This window comes from Dyella lipolytica, from assembly GCF_030160075.1.
In the GTDB taxonomy this organism is placed as follows: Bacteria; Pseudomonadota; Gammaproteobacteria; order Xanthomonadales; family Rhodanobacteraceae; genus Dyella_B; species Dyella_B lipolytica.
Genome location: NZ_BSNQ01000003.1, coordinates 1,383,811 through 1,401,810 on the forward strand (window position 1 = coordinate 1,383,811; position 18,000 = coordinate 1,401,810).

General features: G+C 60.9%; 12 protein-coding genes, 1 tRNA gene and 1 riboswitch. Of the genes, 7 read left to right on the top strand and 6 right to left on the bottom strand.

The window, feature by feature from the left end; all coding sequences use genetic code 11:
• Positions 1–7: 7 nt before the first annotated feature.
• Positions 8–3,190, top strand: a complete 3,183-nt coding sequence (locus QQL64_RS07565) for an efflux RND transporter permease subunit (RefSeq protein ID WP_284397738.1) — start codon at positions 8–10, stop codon at positions 3,188–3,190.
• 116 nt (positions 3,191–3,306) lie between these two features.
• On the opposite strand, the gene QQL64_RS07570 is transcribed toward QQL64_RS07565, so the two are convergent.
• A complete protein-coding gene (locus QQL64_RS07570) occupies positions 3,307–4,467 on the bottom strand; it encodes an acyl-CoA dehydrogenase family protein (RefSeq protein ID WP_284397739.1) in 1,161 nt (386 codons plus the stop codon).
• 154 nt (positions 4,468–4,621) lie between these two features.
• Here QQL64_RS07570 and QQL64_RS07575 point away from each other — a divergent pair, with 154 nt between their 5' ends.
• The 3 genes from QQL64_RS07575 to metH are packed head-to-tail and all read left to right on the top strand — an operon-like array spanning position 4,622 to position 9,413.
• Complete coding sequence (locus QQL64_RS07575; RefSeq protein WP_284397741.1) at positions 4,622–5,548, top strand: ArsR/SmtB family transcription factor; 927 nt, start codon at positions 4,622–4,624, stop codon at positions 5,546–5,548.
• A gap of 20 nt (positions 5,549–5,568) precedes the next feature.
• Entirely contained in the window at positions 5,569–6,654 is a 1,086-nt protein-coding gene (locus QQL64_RS07580; protein ID WP_284397744.1) for a homocysteine S-methyltransferase family protein, read from the top strand.
• An 8-nt stretch (positions 6,655–6,662) separates the two neighbouring features.
• The gene (gene metH / locus QQL64_RS07585) at positions 6,663–9,413 is read left to right on the top strand and encodes a methionine synthase (RefSeq protein ID WP_404601007.1); all 2,751 of its coding nucleotides are present in this window, start codon (positions 6,663–6,665) and stop codon (positions 9,411–9,413) included.
• A 44-nt stretch (positions 9,414–9,457) separates the two neighbouring features.
• Here metH and QQL64_RS07590 read toward each other — a convergent pair whose 3' ends face one another.
• Positions 9,458–9,790 carry a lipid-A-disaccharide synthase N-terminal domain-containing protein gene (locus tag QQL64_RS07590; RefSeq protein WP_284397749.1) on the bottom strand — a complete coding sequence of 111 codons (333 nt, stop codon included), beginning with the start codon at positions 9,788–9,790 and terminating at the stop codon, positions 9,458–9,460.
• A 136-nt stretch (positions 9,791–9,926) separates the two neighbouring features.
• Here QQL64_RS07590 and QQL64_RS07595 point away from each other — a divergent pair.
• A tRNA-Val gene (locus QQL64_RS07595) sits at positions 9,927–10,001 on the top strand.
• Between the two features lie 123 nt (positions 10,002–10,124).
• Here the strand turns inward: QQL64_RS07595 and QQL64_RS07600 are convergent.
• From QQL64_RS07600 to QQL64_RS07615, 4 genes are all read right to left on the bottom strand, one after another.
• Positions 10,125–11,408 (bottom strand): NAD(P)/FAD-dependent oxidoreductase, encoded by a 1,284-nt coding sequence (locus QQL64_RS07600; protein WP_284397752.1) that lies wholly within the window; start codon positions 11,406–11,408, stop codon positions 10,125–10,127.
• Between the two features lie 130 nt (positions 11,409–11,538).
• On the bottom strand, positions 11,539–11,889 hold the full coding sequence (locus QQL64_RS07605; RefSeq protein ID WP_284397754.1) for a response regulator: 351 nt from the start codon (positions 11,887–11,889) through the stop codon (positions 11,539–11,541).
• 188 nt (positions 11,890–12,077) lie between these two features.
• Positions 12,078–13,559, bottom strand: coding sequence for an ABC transporter permease/substrate-binding protein (locus QQL64_RS07610; RefSeq protein WP_284397755.1), 1,482 nt, complete (start codon positions 13,557–13,559; stop codon positions 12,078–12,080).
• Entirely contained in the window at positions 13,556–14,326 is a 771-nt protein-coding gene (locus QQL64_RS07615) for an ATP-binding cassette domain-containing protein (protein ID WP_284397759.1), read from the bottom strand. The genes QQL64_RS07610 and QQL64_RS07615 overlap by 4 nt, the downstream gene beginning before the upstream one ends.
• Before the next feature lie 145 nt (positions 14,327–14,471).
• On the opposite strand from QQL64_RS07615, the gene yccS reads away from it, so the two are divergent.
• Both yccS and moaA read left to right on the top strand, forming a co-directional pair.
• The gene (yccS, locus tag QQL64_RS07620; protein ID WP_284397761.1) at positions 14,472–16,637 is read left to right on the top strand and encodes a YccS family putative transporter; all 2,166 of its coding nucleotides are present in this window, start codon (positions 14,472–14,474) and stop codon (positions 16,635–16,637) included.
• A 223-nt stretch (positions 16,638–16,860) separates the two neighbouring features.
• A riboswitch (molybdenum cofactor riboswitch) is annotated at positions 16,861–17,001 on the top strand.
• Positions 16,994–17,977 carry a GTP 3',8-cyclase MoaA gene (moaA, locus tag QQL64_RS07625; protein ID WP_284397764.1) on the top strand — a complete coding sequence of 328 codons (984 nt, stop codon included), beginning with the start codon at positions 16,994–16,996 and terminating at the stop codon, positions 17,975–17,977. Its footprint overlaps the riboswitch before it by 8 nt.
• The last annotated feature ends 23 nt before the right edge of the window (positions 17,978–18,000 follow it).

Sequence of the window (18,000 nt, forward strand, 5' to 3'; positions counted from 1 at the left end):
ACCGCTGATGCCGAGTTTCTTCATTGACCGCCCCATTTTTGCTTGGGTGGTAGCCATTCTCATCACCCTGGTCGGCATCATTTCGGTGCTGAGCATGGGTGTGGAGTCCTATCCCAACATCGCGCCGCCGCAGGTCACGGTAACGGCCACCTTCCCCGGTGCCAGCGCCCAGACCATGGAAGACACGGTCACCAAGGTGATCGAGCAGCAGCTGACCGGCGTGGACAACCTGCTGTACTTCAGTTCGGCCTCGAACTCGAACGGCACGTCCACGATCACCCTGAGCTTTGCCACCGGCACCAACCCGGACATCGCCCAGGTGCAGGTGCAGAACAAAGTGTCGTTGGCACAACCGCAATTGCCGGCCGCAGTGACACAGCAGGGCGTGGTGGTCGCCAAGGCCAACCCGGACTTCCTGATGTTCGTGGGCCTGATCTCCAATAATTCGGACATCGACGGCAACCGACTCAGTGACATCGTCGGCACGCAGGTGATCGACCAGGTCGGCCGCATTCCCGGCGTAGGCAGCACCTTCCAGGTGGGTTCCGAGTACGCCATGCGCGTGTGGTTGAATCCGGACAAGATGCAGGGCTACGGTCTTTCCGCGACCCAGGTCGAAAGCGCGATCTCCGCCCAGAACGTGCAATTTGCCGCTGGCTCGCTGGGCGCCGATCCGGCCATCAACGGGCAGAGCTTCACCGCCACAGTGTCGGCCGAGGGCCTGTTCTCCACGCCCGAGCAGTTCGGCAACATCATCCTGCGCGCCAACGCCGACGGCACCGTCGTGCGCATGAAAGACATCGCGCGCATCGAATTTGGCCCCCAAACCTACGGCTTCACGTCCACGTGGAGCGGCAAACCCGTCGGCGGCTTCGGCGTCCAGTTGCTGCCGGGCGCTAACGCGCTCAATGTGGCCGAAGCGGTGCGCGCCAAGATGGACGAACTGGCCAAGGACTTTCCGCAGGGTGTCACCTGGTTCGCTCCGTACGACAGCACGCCGTTCGTGCAGGTGTCGATCAAGGAAGTGATGCACACACTGATCGAGGCGATCATCCTCGTCTTCTTCGTGATGCTGATCTTCCTGCAGAACATTCGCGCGACCATCATTCCCACCCTGGTGATCCCGGTCGCCCTGCTGGGCACCTTCATCGGCCTGGCGCCGATGGGTTTCACCATCAACCAGCTCACCTTGTTCGGCATGGTGCTGGCGATCGGTATCGTGGTGGACGACGCGATCGTGGTGATCGAGAACGTCGAGCGCATCATGACGGAGGAAAACCTGCCGCCGAAGGAGGCCACGCGCAAGGCGATGGGCCAGATCACCGGCGCCATCGTGGCCATCACGGTGGTGCTGGCAGCAGTGTTCGTGCCGTCCGCGCTGCAGCCGGGCGCCACCGGTGTGATCTACAAGCAGTTCGCGCTGACCATCGCCGTGTCGATGGGCTTCTCCGCGTTCCTCGCCCTGTCGTTCACGCCGGCGCTGTGCGCCACCATCCTCAAGCCCACGCACGAAGAGAAGAAGAACTTCTTCTATAACTGGTTCAACAAGACCTTCGACTGGGTGACGCACACTTACAACGGCCATATCGGTAGCGCCGTGCGTCATGCACCCCGTTGGATGATCGTGTTTGTGCTGGTCAGCATGGTGGCAGTCTTCTTCTTCACCAAGCTACCCACCGGCTTTGTGCCCAGCGAGGACCAGGGCTTCGCGCTGGCCATCGTCAGCCTACCGCCGGGCGCCACGGTGGAGCGCTCGGAAGAAGTGATGAAGGAGGTCAGCGACAAGCTGGCCGCGAGCCCGCTGAAGGACACTTATGTGGGCATGTACCAGATCAGCGGCTTCAGCTTCGTAGGCCGCAGCGAAAACGCCGGCATGGTCTTCATCAAGCTCAAGGACTGGAGCGAGCGCTCGATCACGGCGGATGATTTCATCCGTCAGGCCAACGGCGTGCTGCACGGTATTCGCAACGCACAGATCTTCGTGGTGAACCTGCCGACCATCCGCGGCCTCAGCCAGTTCGGCGGCCTGGACATGTACCTGCAGGCACGTAAAGGCCAGTCGCGCGGCGAGCTTGGGCAAGCGATGGGCATGCTGTTGGGCAAGGCCGGACAAAGCCCCACGCTGTTCGGAACCCGCCCGAACATCCTGCCGGATGCACCCCAGTACAACCTCACTGTCGACCGCGTGCAGGCATCGGCGCTGGGTCTGTCGGTGAGCGATGTGTATAACGCCATACAGCTCATGCTGGCGCCGGTCTATATCAACAATTTCATCTACGAAGACCGCGTCAAACGCGTCATGGTGCAGGCGGATGCGCCCTACCGCATGGACACGGGCTCGCTGAGCCACGTCTATACGCCCAGCTCGCTTACTACTGCTAGCACGTCCGGCAGTTCAAGCAGCGCTGGCTCCGCCAACGGCCCGTACAGCATGATCCCGTTGTCCAGCGTGGTGCATACCACCTGGAGCACGTCCGCACCATCGCTCACGCGCTATAACGGTTATCCCGCGATAGAAATCGTCGGCGACTCCAACAAGGGTTATTCCACGGGCCAGGCCATGTCGACGTTGCAGAACATCGTCGACAGCGACCTGCCCAAGGGCTTCGGTGCGGACTGGACCGGTCAGTCCTATCAGGAACTGCTCGCCGGCAACTCGTCCACGCTGTTGATGCTGTTATCGATCGTGATCGTGTTCCTGTGTCTGTCCGCGCTATACGAAAGCTGGTCGATTCCGGTAGCTGTGCTGCTCGTGGTGCCGCTAGGCCTGCTGGGTATGGTGCTGGCATCCATGTTGCGCGGCTTCCCGAACGACATGTATTTCAAGATCGGTATGGTGACGGTGATCGGCCTGGCGGCGAAGAACGCGATTCTGATCGTGGAATTCGCCGTGGAGCAGCAAGCGGAAGGCCAGACCTTGTTCAATGCGGTGCTGACAGCATCCCGCCAACGACTGCGCCCTATCTTGATGACCTCCATGGCCTTCATCCTGGGCGTGCTGCCGCTGGTCACCTCCACTGGCGCGGGCGCCAACTCCCGCCACGAAATCGGCACCGGCGTGATCGGCGGCATGTTGTTCGCTACCTTCCTGGGGCTGTTGCTGATTCCGGTGTTCTACGTGAGCGTGCGGCGCCTGCTCGGCGACAAGCTGGACGAGACGACGCACAAGCTGGCTCGCCATGAGCACTAGTAACCCTTCGCTTCGGATCTGCATCGCGTGAAGCGATCTGCACATCGGTGATGCAAAAAGCCCCGTTCATACGAGCGGGGCTTTTTTTGTCTAGCTATCAGCGTTAAACAAATGAATTAGCGCAAACCCGTCTCGGCACGCGCAATCACCATGCGCTGGATCTCGCTGGTGCCTTCATAGATCTCGGTGATCTTGGCATCGCGGAAGTAACGCTCCAGCGGCATCTCCTTGGAATAACCCATACCGCCGTGAATCTGCACGGCCTGATGGGCGATCCACATCGCGGCCTCGGAAGCCACCAGCTTGGCGACCGATGCTTCGGTACCGAAGCGACCGCCGTTCTTCTCCGCCTCGCCCTTCGCCCACGCTGCACGCAACGTAAGCAGCGTGGCGGCGTCGAGCTTGCACTTCATGTCGGCGATCTTGGCCTGGGTCATTTGGAAGGTGCCGATCGGGTGACCGAACGCCTTGCGATCGCGCGACCACTGCAGCGTGGCCTCGTACGCGGCGCGGGCAATGCCCACCGACTGCGACGCGATGCCGATGCGGCCGGCATCGAGCACGCCCATCGCGATGGAGAAGCCCTTGCCTTCCTTGCCCAGCAGATCGTCCTTCGAGCATACGTACTCGTTGAACTCGATCTCGCAGGTGGCGGAAGCGCGAATGCCGAGCTTGGGTTCCGTCTTGCCGGCATGGAAGCCTGGCTTGTGCGTATCGATGATGAAAGCAGACACGCCCTTCGCACCAATGCCCGGCGTGCTGATCGCGAACAGCACGATGTAACGCGCCACCGGACCGGACGTGATCCAACTCTTCTTGCCGTTGATCACCCAGTCACCGTCGTCATTCTTGGTGGCACGGGTGTGCATGGCGGAGGCGTCCGAACCGGATTGCGGCTCGGTCAACGCATACGCACCGATGGCTTCGCCCTGTGCGATGGCGCGCACGTACTTCTGCTTCTGCGCCTCGTTGCCGTGCTTGAGAATGCCGTTGCAGAACAGCGAATTGTTCACCGACATGATGGTGGAGGTGGCCGCATCCGCCGCCGCGATTTCGATCATCGCCAGCACATAGCCGATCGGATCCAGCCCTGCACCGCCATACTCATGCGGCACTTCGATACCCATCAGACCCAACTGGCCCATCTCGCGGATGTTGTCCAACGGGAACTCACCCTTGGCGTCGAGTTCAGCCGCCACCGGCACGATGCGCTTTTGCGCGAAATCGCGGGCGATGGCCTGGATGGCCAGCTGGTCTTCGGTGAAACGGAAATCCATGGGGGTGCTCCGGAAACGGGTGGGGATAGAGGAAGCCGCCCATTTTAGCTGGGGTAGAGGGTGAGCATTGTGCGGGTGCAGCAAGCGCTCTCTTGACGCCCCAGACAACCGCGCCTACTCTTAACATCTCTCTATCGCGATATAAGGATGCACGATGGATCTGGCAACAGCCTCCAGCGTGTTACGCCTACTGGCCGATCCCACTCGCGTAAGGCTACTGGCCCTACTCGAGCGCGAGGAATTGACTGTGGCGGAACTGGCCGCGGTGCTGCATCTGGCGCAACCGCGCGTATCCACCCATCTGGCCAAGCTCAAGGAAGCCGAGCTGGTGCGCGACCGTCGTGCCGGCGTCTCGGCGTATTACCGCGCCAACAGCGAAGGCGACGAGCATCAACACGCGCTGATCCGTTCCCTGCGCGAAAGTATCGACGATGCCCTGCTGCGTGAGGATGTGGCACGTCTGCCAAGCGTCCTCGCGCAACGCGCCCGCGAGGAAGGCTGGGCCGACACGGTAGCCGGCGACATGGAGCGACACTACTCGCCCGGCCGCACCTGGGAAACACTCACCCGCTCGCTGCTTCAACTGCTGGAAACCGGTGACGTACTCGATATCGCTTCCGGCGACGGCGTAACCGCCGAGCTACTCGCACCGCATGCACGGTCGATCGTCTGCGTGGATGCGAGCGAGCGCGTGGCAGCAGCGGCAGCCAAACGCCTCGCCAACTTCAGCAACGTCAAAGTGCGCCATGGCGACATGCATGCACTGGCGTCGGAAGCAAGCCGCTTCGACCTTGTGCTGATGCTGCATGCCCTCACTTATTCCGAGCATCCCCCCAAAGCGCTTTCCGAAGCAGCCCGCGTGCTGCGTCCGGGTGGGCGTCTGTTAGCAGTAACGCTAGGCAAACACGATCACCCTGCCGTGGTCGAACCGTTCGATCACCGCAATCTCGGCTTTACACAAAGCGACCTCACCCATCTGGCCAAGCACGCCGGCCTCGAAGTGATCAGTTGCAACCGCCTAAGCCGCGAACGCAAGGCGCCGTATTTCGAAGTCATCAGCCTGCTCGCGCGCAAGCCGTAACAAGCTGTAAGGAGACCCTCATGAGCACCCTACCCTGGCTGCATCCCCAACGCGTGGCATTGCTAGAAGCGGCCATGCGCGAACGCATCCTGATCCTCGATGGCGGCATGGGCACCATGTTGCAAGGCCACGAGTTGGACGAACACGGCTTTCGCGGCGAACGCTTCGCGGATGGGCGCGACAACAACCACACGCACGCCCATGATCATCCGGGCAGCTGCGACCTGAAGGGCAACAACGATCTGCTCACGCTCACCAAACCGGAGATTATCCGCGGCGTGCACGAGGCGTATCTGGAAGCCGGTGCCGACCTGGTCGAAACCAACACGTTCAACTCCACGCGCATCAGCCAGGCCGATTACCACCTCGAACACCTCGCCTACGAGTTGAACCGCGAAGGCGCCAAACTTGCCCGCGAAGCCTGCGACATTTACAGCGCAAAAACGCCGGCAAAGCCGCGCTTCGTGATCGGCGTACTCGGCCCGACCAGCCGCACCGCATCGCTATCGCCGGACGTCAACGACCCCGGCTTTCGCAATGTCACGTTCGAAGAACTCGTCGCCAACTACACCGAATCGGCCGGCGGTTTGATGGACGGCGGTGCCGACCTGATCATGGTCGAAACGATTTTCGACACGCTTAACGCGAAGGCCGCTTTGTTTGCGCTGAGCGAGTTGTTCCGCGCGCGCGGCAATCGTTTGCCGGTGATGATCTCCGGCACCATCACCGACCGCTCCGGCCGCACACTGTCGGGCCAAACTGCCGAAGCGTTCTATTACTCCGTCCAACATATACGTCCGCTCTCGGTTGGCTTGAACTGCGCGCTCGGCGCAGCCGATCTTCGCCCGCACGTGCAGACGCTATCCAACATCGCGGAGTGCTTCGTCAGCACGCACCCGAACGCGGGCTTGCCTAATGCCTTCGGTGAGTACGACGAAACACCTGCGCAAATGGCGTCCGTGATCGGCGGCTTCGCGCGCGATGGTCTGCTCAACATGGTCGGCGGCTGCTGCGGCACCACGCCGGCGCATATCAAGGCGATCGCTGAAGCCGTAAGCCAGTGCGCACCCCGCGCCCTTCCCTCCGAAACTGCCCAGGCCGCATGAGCGTCACAATGCCACGCTACACCCGTCTTTCCGGCCTTGAGCCGTTGGTCATCACCCCGGATCTGCTGTTCGTCAATATCGGCGAACGCACCAATGTCACGGGCTCAGCGCAGTTCAAGAAACTGATCAAGGAAGACCGTTACGAAGAAGCGGTCGAAGTCGCGCGCCAGCAAGTCGCCAACGGCGCGCAGATCGTCGACGTCAACATGGACGAAGGCTTGATCGATTCCGAAGCGGCCATGACGCGCTTCCTCAACCTGATCGCCGCCGAGCCCGATATCGCGCGCGTACCGGTGATGGTCGACTCTTCCAAGTGGACAGTGATCGAAGCCGGCCTGCGTTGCTTGCAAGGTAAAGGCGTGGTCAATTCCATCTCGATGAAAGAAGGCGAAGAAGCCTTCCTCGAGCACGCACGCAAAGTCCAACAGTACGGTGCCGCCGTGGTGGTGATGGCCTTCGACGAACAGGGACAGGCCGATACCTGCGCGCGCAAAGTGGACATCTGTTCGCGCGCCTATCAGCTGTTGACCGAAGAACTGGACTTCCCGCCCGAAGACATCATCTTCGATCCCAATATCTTCGCCATTGGCACGGGGATCGAGGAACACAACAATTACGCCGTGGACTTCATCGAAGCCACGCGCGAGCTGAAGAAGCGCTTTCCGCTCAGCCATATCTCCGGCGGCGTCTCCAACGTCTCGTTTTCGTTCCGCGGCAACAACACCGTGCGTGAAGCGATCCACTCCGTGTTCCTGTACCACGCGATCAAGGCGGGCATGGACATGGGTATCGTCAACGCCGGTGCGCTGATGATCTACGACGACGTGCCGGAAGAACTGCGCGAGCGCGTCGAAGACGTGGTGCTCAATCGCCGCTCCGATGCCACCGAGCGTTTGCTGGACATTGCCGATCGCTATAGGGCAAAGAAAGGCGAGGCCGTCGTCGAAAATCTGGCATGGCGCGAAAAGCCGGTGCAAGAACGCCTTGCTCACGCCCTCGTCCACGGCATCGACCAGTTCGTCGACGGAGACACCGAGGAAGCGCGCCAACTTTCGACGCGCCCGCTCGATGTGATCGAAGGCCCCTTGATGGCCGGCATGAATGTGGTCGGCGACTTGTTCGGTGCCGGCAAAATGTTTTTGCCGCAGGTAGTCAAATCCGCTCGGGTGATGAAAAAAGCCGTGGCTTACCTGCTGCCCTACATCGAGGCAGAAAAGCTGCGCACCGGCGACGTTGGCAAGAACAACGGCACCATCATCATGGCGACGGTAAAAGGCGACGTGCACGACATCGGCAAGAACATCGTCGGTGTGGTACTTCGCTGCAACAATTTCGAAGTGATCGACCTCGGCGTGATGGTGCCTGCACAAAAGATCCTGGACACTGCACGCGAACACAATGCCGACATCATCGGGCTTTCCGGCCTGATCACGCCTTCGCTGGAAGAAATGAGCCAGGTCGCGCGCGAAATGCAGCGTCAGGATTTTCACATCCCGCTGCTCATTGGCGGCGCCACGACGTCGCGCGCGCACACCGCTCTGAAGATCGAACCGCATTACAAATCGCCCACCGTGTGGGTGAAAGACGCTTCGCGCGCCGTCGGCGTCGCGCAGTCGCTGGTGAGCAAGGAGCTGGTGGACAAGTTCATGGAGAAGATCCGCGCCGAATATGCGGACATTCGCGAGCGCCACAAGAACCGCGGCGCGGCCAAAACCCTGGTACCGCTGGAGCACGCCCGTGCGCAACGCTTCCAGTGCGACTGGGCCAACTACACGCCGCCGCAACCGAACAAACCCGGCCTGACTGTTTTCGACAACTACGACCTCACCGAACTACGCCGTTACATCGACTGGACGCCGTTCTTTCAGGCGTGGGAACTGGCTGGGCGTTATCCCGCGATACTCAAAGACGACATCGTCGGCAAACAGGCCACCGAACTGTTCGCCGATGCCCAGGCCATGCTCGACAAGATCATCGCCGAACGTTGGCTCACGGCACGCGCCGTGATTGGCTTTTGGGAAGCCGTCGCCGATGGCGACGACATCGAACTCCTTCTCCCCCGCGGGGCACGCGGGGAGGCGCCAGGGATGGCGCCTGCTCTGAGGAGCGAGGAGAAGGACGGGATGAGGGGCCAACCTCGCGTAAAACTCCACCACCTCCGCCAACAAGCGGAAAAGCCTGTCGAGCGCCCCGATTTCTGCCTGTCCGATTTCATCGCCCCCAAGAGCGCGAACAAGCACGATTGGCTCGGTGGTTTCGCCGTCACCGCCGGCATCGGCATTGAAGAACACGTCGCCCGCTTCGAAGCCGGCCACGACGATTACTCTGCCATCCTGCTCAAGTCGCTAGCCGACCGCCTCGCGGAAGCTTTCGCCGAACGCATGCACGAACGTGTGCGCCGCGAGTTCTGGGGTTACCAGCCTGACGAATCGCTCGACAACGAATCGTTGATCGACGAAAAGTACAGCGGCATCCGCCCTGCTCCCGGCTATCCCGCCTGCCCGGATCACACCGAGAAGACCGCGCTGTTCGAACTTCTCGACGCCCACCGCAACGCTGGCATCCAACTCACCGAAGGTTTCGCGATGTACCCCGCCGCGGCTGTTTCCGGCTGGTATTTCTCGCACCCCGGCAGCCAGTACTTCGTTGTCGGACGCATCACCCGCGAGCAAGTAGAGGACTATGCCAAGCGCAAAGCTTGGACGCGCGCAGAAGTCGAACGCTGGCTGGCGCCCAACCTCGACTACGACCCCGAATAATCGGAACGCAGGTTGGGGTTTGCTTTGCTCACCCCGACCTGTCTTTAGGTCGTCTCATCGCCTGTCGCATTGTTCCTCTGATGGCGCATGTGCACGACCAGGTTGTAGACCGACACGAACACGGGAAAGAAATTGGAAAGAATGCCCACCGAATCGTTCTTGCCGAAAATGAAATAGGCCAGCAGCAAAGCGCTGCCCGTCACCGACATCCACCAGAACGACAACGGCATCACCACTCGCTTGAACTTGCGCGTGTAGTACAGCTGCACGAACCAGCGGCCCGTGAACATCAGCGTACCCACATAGCCGACCAGCTTCCACGGCGTCAGCTGGAAATGCTGCAGAGACTGCAGGACATGCGATAGATCGACGGACATGGGAAGGGTCGCTTGGCGAGGGGAACAGGTTATTTTAGCCGCCCCGCAGACGCACCGGGTCGCTCCCATTGAACGCCGACGGCCGCCGGGAGGTTGACCCATTCACCTACAATCCGTATAGTTGCGCGTTCCCGGCGGGCGGTTAGCTCAGCGGTAGAGCACTGCCTTCACACGGCAGGTGTCACAAGTTCGATCCTTGTACCGCCCACCAACGAATTCAACGACTTAGGCCACCTCACAAGGGTGGCCTTTTTCGTAGGGTCGGTCTGTCCACTTACCTGAGAATATGCGTGCGCTCGCGTGTTTCGACTTTCACGACCATGGCACGGCTAACTCAGTGCAGCTTCAACACCGGACGTGTATTTCTCGCAATGATGCTGCCGACCATGAGCCGCAGCGTTCCCCAATTCCCGTACAACGCCGATTGATGCATGCGGTAGAGCGACGCGTAGAAAAAATGCGCCGCCCTGCCCTCGATGGTTCGGTTTCCAAGCAGGTTGCCGAAGGTGTTGAACGAAGCCAGGGAGACCAGCGATCCATGATCCTGGTAACGATAGGCAATCAGAGGTTTGCCCTCCAGCCGAAGACGCAAGTTGCGAGCCAGCAGGTCGGCTTGCTGATGTGCCGCTTGTGCCCGCGGCGGCACGTTGCCAGCACCGCTGTCGTCCAGCGGACAGGCTGCACAATCGCCAAACGCAAAGATGTTTTCATCGCGCGTGGTTTGCAATGTCGGCCGTACTACCCATTGATCGATACGGTTGCTTTCGAGACCGTCCAGCTCCCTGAGGAATGCAGGTGCGCGAATACCCGCGGCCCAGACCATCATGTCGGCTGGAATCTTGTTGCCCTGCGCATCGAAAAGACCATCCGCCTCCGCTCGTTTGATCGTCGTGCCGGTCAGTACGCGAATACCCAGTTTGTTGCGCAGCTCGTTTTCCACGGAAAGCCCAATTCGTTCGGGCAGCGCGGAAAGCAGTCTTGGGCCGGCTTCGATAAGCGTGACTTCGAGGTCTTCTACCGTGCCATGTCGACCCTGGTAGTGGACCAGTTTTCGGTTGACATCGCGCAGTTCGGCGCTCAGTTCCACACCGGTGGCACCGCCGCCGATCACTGCGACACGCAAGCTGCTTGATCTGCCATGTGCAGTGGCGGCGAGACGACGCTCCAGCATTTCCTGGCGTAAACGTTCCGCATCGCTGCGCGAATCGAGAAAAATGCAGTGCTCTCGCACGCCCGGCGTGCCGAAATCATTGCAGACACTCCCTACGGCCATCACCAGAGTGTCGTAAGGCACCTCGACCGGTGGTACATCCACTTCACCGTACGTTCCTTTCCAGCCGGCCAGCTTGATGGCACGTCGCTGACGATCGAGTCCGGTCATCCGACCGTAAATGAAATCGAAATGATTCCACTTGGCCTGCGCGACGTAGCTAAGTTCTTCCGTCGCCGCATCCAGCGAACCCGCCGCGACCTCATGCAGTAGCGGCTTCCATATATGCGTGAGATTGCAGTCGACGAGCGTTACGTTGGCGATGCCACCGCGGCCCAGTGTTTTCCCGAGTTTGGTCGCAAGCTCGAGACCGCCTGCGCCGCCACCGACAACCACAATGCGATGCATCCAGAATCCTTGGGAAGTGCCTACATAGCAGCGCTATAAGCCTGCAAGCCCAGATCATGGCTTGGCCGTAGTTTAGCGAGTGCCCCATCCCTGGCACAGTAGACACTTCAACGCCTCGTCTCGGCGTTTTTTACGCGTATCCGGTGATGGCCGCCAGCAGTGCTTTTCGATCGAAAGGCTTGGCCAGATAGGTCATCCATGACTGGAGTCCCGCCTCGGGCGGCTCGGCATTTCCGGACATGAGGATCAGCGGGCATCTCAACCCGTCCTTGTGCATGGCAATGCCCATCTCGATGCCGGTCATGCCCTCATCAAGATTCAGGTCGGTGACAATGAGGCGGATATCCGCGCGTACCGAGGCAACTTGTATGGCTTGCTCCGAGCCGTTGGCGGCCACGACCTCGTAGCCCGCGTCCTGGAGTATGAACGCAGTGGACTCCAGAACATCGCGATTGTCCTCGACAAGCAGAACCGTCTTCATGCCGTCCTCACTTGAATACGTCGCCCCCATAACGGGATGAAACGGTATTCCACGTTAAGTTGGCGTGTAGTGATTCGGCGTCAGGAAACCGACAGCAGCGGGCAGACGTGAGGATCAGGTCAATGCAAGCGGCATGACGCGTCCGCACCCAGGCCTTTCCACCCATGTTTTGAGAGCATGCGTCACCGCTAGTCCCGTGCTTCGAGCCGCATGCCACGCGGCGTAAGCCAATGTTCGATACCTTCAAACAGGGCCTGCACTGCCAATGCAATCAGCGCGGCCGGGATGGCGCCTTCGAGGATCAGGTCGATGTCGTCCAGTCGAATACCGGTGACGATGGGTTGGCCGTAACCGCCAGCGCCGATCAACGCGCCTAGCGTGGCCGTACCGACGTTGATCACCGCCGCGATTTTCACGCCCGCAAGGATGGATCGCATCGCCATCGGCAGTTCCACGCGACGAAGGCGGACACCACGCGGAAGACCCAGCGCGGCAGCGGACTCGCGTAGATGCGGCGGAATGCCGACGAGACCTGCATACGTATTGCGCACAATGGGCAGCAGGCTATAGAGAAACAGCGCAGCGATGGCAGGCCAGGTCCCTATGCCGAAAAACGGGATCATGAAAACGAACATGGCCAGCGACGGAATGGTCTGCAGTACGCCGCTAACCGCCATGATCACGTGACCGAGCCGCGCGGAGCGTGCGGAAAACACACCAAGCGGAACGGCAAGCAGCATAGCCGCGGTCAGCGATATGAATACCAGCTTCAGATGTTCGGCCGTGCGTTGCAACAAGCGCGACAACCAGCCTGCCCCGTCGGTATCTGGAGACACACCAAGAAAATCCGCCGCTACCGCCGTTTCCTTTTCGCCTTGAAGTTTGACCTCCGCGTTCATGCGCCGCATGGCGCTTTCGTCGATACGGCCGGCCAGCTTTTGCAGCACCTCTAAAAACGCCGGCGAGCTGTGCTGCAAAGAAAGCCGGTACAAATAAACGGCGTCGTAATGTGGAAAATAGTGTTTGTCGTCGTCGAGCGTGCGCACGTGGTAGTAGGGAATCTCGGCATCGGTGCTGTAGAGGTCGATCGCATCGACGGCGTCGCTGGACAAGGCCCGATACGACAGCACGTGATCCAATCCCCGTACCTGCGTTTGCGTCAGTCCATAGCGTTGTCGCAATCCGGGCCAGCCGTCGGTGCGATCCATGAACTCGTTCGAGAAGCCGAAGCGCAGATCCGGGTGTGCTGCCAGATCGGATAGACGTTGGATGCCCAACTGTGCCGCACGATCCTCGCGCATACCGATAGCGTAGGTATCGTTGAACCCGAGCGAATCGGTAATGCCGATGCCCAGTGGCTTGAGTGCGGCCCGCAAGGTAGCGATATCCGCATCGGGCGTCACATTCTTCAGTAATTCATGGGTAAGCGTGCCGGTGTACTCGGGATAAGCGTCGATATCGCCATGCTGCAACGCGCTCCAGAGAATGCTGGTGCCGCCCAACTCGCGCAGATGTTGCACGGGAATGCCGGCTTGCCGCGCAGCGAGCCGCGCCACTTCGCTGAGGATCACCGATTCGGTGAACTGCTTGGAGCCGATGCGTACAGGTGCTGCAGAGGCGCTCGCCGTCAACACCGTGAGTGTCAACAAAGCCGTTAGCAAGAATCTCATACCGACGATTCTCCCAATCTCCGCTGTGACTGGAAAAACCGGGTGACGAACCCATCGGTCGGCCGATCGCGAAAATCCGCGAGCCGTCCGTCCTGCACGACCCGGCCTTGCCGAAACAGCACGATGCGTTCGGCAAACCATGCCGCCTCCGCCATATCGTGCGTCACTACGATGACTGTCTTTCCGAGCTGGTCGAAAATAGGTTTGAGTTCGTCCTGCAACTCATACCGAACGATGGGATCGAGCGCACTCAGCGGCTCATCCAGTAGCAAGGCGTCGGGATTGAGCATCAGGCCACGCATCAACGCGACACGCTGGCGCTGGCCGCCCGACAGTTCAGCCGGATAACGTTCCAGTACACCTCGCGGCAAGTTGGTTAGATCGGCCAGTTCTTCCGCACGCTGCCGAATCCGCTCTCTGTTCCATCCAAGATGGTGGGGCAATAGCGAGAGATTGCCCAACGCGGTGAGATGCGGAAACAAACCGCCATCCTGAATGACGTAGCCGACACGTCGACGCAGCGCCAGCACGTCGTCTTTTCCGAGCACGCGACCATCCACACGGACTACGCCTTGATCTGGCCACTCCAGACCAAGCAACAAACGCAACAAAGTGGATTTTCCGGAGCCGCTGCTACCGACCAACGCGGTGGTGCTTCCTGCCGAAAAACTCAGCGTGACGTTGTCTAGGGCCACGACCGTGTCGTAGCGTTTACTGACACCGGAAAGCGCGAACGCTTCGGATAAGGGGTTGCTGGTGATAGGCATCCCAGGTTCGCGGAGACGATGAAGGTTTCAATCTATCCCATAGCTCGTGGATTTACGCATCTGTCTCCCTCTCTCCTTTTGGGAATAGGGGAAAAGAACGGTGCGAATGGCGGCATTGTGCGACGCAACATCGTATGCTTGCCTCATGTTTCCCAGGCTCCCCTTCGCCCATTACTGGCGCAGCCTTCGCGGCTCGGACCGGTTCGCCGAGTGTCTGAGGGTGCTGCTTGCCCTCAACGGGGTGATCGTCTACGGCCTGTCTACGAGGCAGACCGCAGCGATGGTCCCCGCCATGTTGGGCGTCATCGCCTGCGCCTTGGCCGAGACTGAGGATCACTGGCGCACCCGTATCGGCACGTTACTGATCACCCTGTCTTGTTTTGCGGGTGTCGCCTTCGCCGTCGAGTGGTTGTTGCCCTATCCGGTGGCCTTCGCCTTTGCATTGCCGTTGATGACCTTCGTGTTGGTCATGCTCGGCGCGGTGAGCGCGCGCTACGCGACGATCGCCGGCGGCACGCTCATTCTGGCGGTCTACACCATGATCGGCACCGATCAGCCCCAGGGGCCACCAGCGAATGTGTTGAGCGAACCTGTGCAATTGCTTGCAGGTGCCGCCTGGTACGGCGTGCTCTCGCTGCTGTGGAGCGTGTTGTCGCCGCAACTCGCCGTGCGTCATGCACTGGCCCGCGTGTTCGATGGGCTGGCCGACTACATGGACAACAAGGCTGCCCTGTTCACTCCCGTGCGCGGGGCCGATCGGGATGCCTTGCTGCTCACCCTGGCGATGCAGAACGAACGCGTCGTGGAAGCACTTAACGATACGCGGATCGTGCTGATCGATCGCATCGGCATGCGTCGCCCGCGTGGTGCGACGGCGGCGCGCTTGCAGCTCTATTTCAAGGCGCAGGACATCCATGAGCGGATCAGTTCCTCGCACTATCCGTACGCCGCACTCGCTGAAGCGTTCTATCACAGCGACTTGCTGTTTCGCTGCGAACACATGCTGCGGCTGGAAGCACGTCAGTGTCGCCGGCATGCCGAGGCTCTGCGTTTGCGCATCGCACCGGCGAACGGGACCGAACTACGTGCTGCGCAGGCCGATTTGCATGCATCGATCGAGCTGCTGCGCAACGAGATACAGCCGCCAGCCAAACCCTTACTGCGGTCGCTCGATGCCCTGCTGCGCAATATCACGGCGATCCAGGCGCTGCTGGAGCATGAAACATCGCCGATGGCGACCGTAACGGGTGACGACAGCGCGCTGCAAAATCCCGCGCCGCAGTCGTTGAGTGAAGCGTGGGAACGCGTCGCCATCCAGCTTACGCCCCGCTCGTCGCGCTTTCGCCATGCGCTTCGCTTGGCTGTTGCGCTGATGGCCGGATACGGCATCTTGCATCTGGTCCATCCGCAACATGGCTACTGGATCTTGCTGACTACCTTGCTGGTCTGCCAGCCAAGCTATGGCGCGACCCGGATGCGCATGCTGCAGCGTGTGCTGGGCACCGTCATCGGTGTCGTGATCGGCTGGGCGACGCTGCGCTTGTTGCCCACTGCACACTGGCAGCTGCTATTGATTGTGTTATCGGGCGTCGTCTTTTTCGCCGCGCGATTGCGCCGCTACTCGATCGCCACGGCGGCGATCACGGTGTTCGTAGTGCTCTGTTTCAACCAGGCCGGCAACGGCTACGAGGTGATGTGGCCACGGCTGCTGGATACCTTGATCGGGGCCGCCATCGCCGCGCTGTCGATCTATCTGATTTTGCCCGACTGGCAAGGACGCCAGCTCGATCAGGTGCTCGCCAATACCTTGCGCAGCGACGCCCGTTACCTTGAGCAAATCATGGCGCAATACGTCCACGGCAAGCGCGATGATCTCGCCTACCGCGTCGCGCGGCGCGAAGCGCACAACGCCGATGCTGCCCTGAGCGGCGTGCTCGCCAACATGCTGCGCGAACCCGGCCGTCAGCGCCGCGGCAACGAAGATCTGCTCCGCTTCCTTACCATCGCGCATACGATGCTTGGCCATATTTCCGCGCTGGGCGCACATCGGCAAGCGATCGGATCTCCGCAAGCTCGTGATACGGTCACGCTCGCCGGCAATCTGATGGTCACCCAACTTGAGCATCTCGCCGATGCCCTCACCGCTCACACGACCATGTCGCCTGCCGATGGCGAACTACAGCAAAGCATGACACCGCATGTGGACGGCATCGAAGACGAAACGGCACGCCTGGTTCTCGGCCAGCTGGCGTTGATCATGGCCCACCGCGATCGCTTGGCGGCCGTGGTTCGAGACATCCAGGCCGGCTGACTCATAGCCCCTCTCCCGCTGGGAGAGGGGTTGGGGTGAGGGTTCGGGGCTTGCGCGATGGTGGAGCATGAAGCGGTCGTTAGATCTATCGCTCCGACCGTACCCTCATCCACCCTTCGGGCACCTTCTCCCGAAGGGAGAAGGATTCACCATGAACTGCCGCGCAAAACTGACCACAAATCGCTGGACGTACTCGCCGGATGCTCGGATAGTTACAATGTATATAGACCCACAACTCCGAGGCGTCCGGCCTGCGCTCCCCATCAAGGAATATGGCTTGGCGTCCGTGATCTTCGGATCACCAGGGTGGACGCGGAAACGCGTTCGCCTCCCGGCTTTGGAAAGGAGCACAGACCATGTCCCCGCTGGCTGATCGCTACGGCCGTCGGTTTCCGTATTTGCGACTGTCGGTGATACCCGCGTGCAATTTCCGTTGCACGTATTGCCTGCCGCATGGCTATCACGCCGATGCGAAGGCAGCGGAACCGCTATCGCTGGCGGAAATCACGCGCTTGCTGCGCGGGTTTACGGAACTGGGCATGCACAAGCTGCGCATTACCGGCGGCGAGCCTAGCGTGCGCCACGATCTTACCGAGATCTTGCGCACCGCCGCCGCGGTGCCGGGCGTGACCAAACTGGCGATGACCACCAACGGCACCCTGCTCACGCGCCGGCTCGGCGAGTGGATGGATGCCGGCCTGAACGCCATCAATGTCAGCGTCGACAGCCTCGATCGCGCGCTTTTCGCGCGCATCACCGGCCATGACCGCCTCGAAGACATCCTGCACGGTGTCGACATGGCGCTCAATGCCGGCCTGCCTTCGGTCAAGCTCAACGCGGTATTGCTGCGCGACGTCAACGATCGCCAGCTGCCGGCCTGGTTCGACTATCTGCGCGACCGCCACGTCGGCGTGCGTTTTATCGAGTTGATGCAGACCGGCGATAACCTCGCCTTCTTCCGCGACCACCACGTGAGCGCCGCCGGACTGGAAACGCAATTGCTGGAATCCGGTTGGCAGGCGTTGCCGCGTGTCGCGGATGCAGGTCCTGCGCGTGAGTATCGGCATCCGGACTATGCCGGCCGCATCGGCATCATCGCGCCCTACTCCAAAGACTTCTGCGCCGGCTGCAATCGTCTGCGCGTCACCGCCACCGGTGATCTGCGTTTGTGCCTGTTCGGCGAATTCGGTATTCCGCTGCGCCCGCTGCTGCAGGCGGACGAACAACTCGAGGATCTGGTGCGTGCCGTCGGCGGCCAGATCGGCCGCAAGGAACAGGGCCACTTCCTGCACGAAGGCCGCACCGGCATCACCCCCCATCTCGCATCCACCGGAGGCTGACCTGTGCACGATCGCGCCCACTT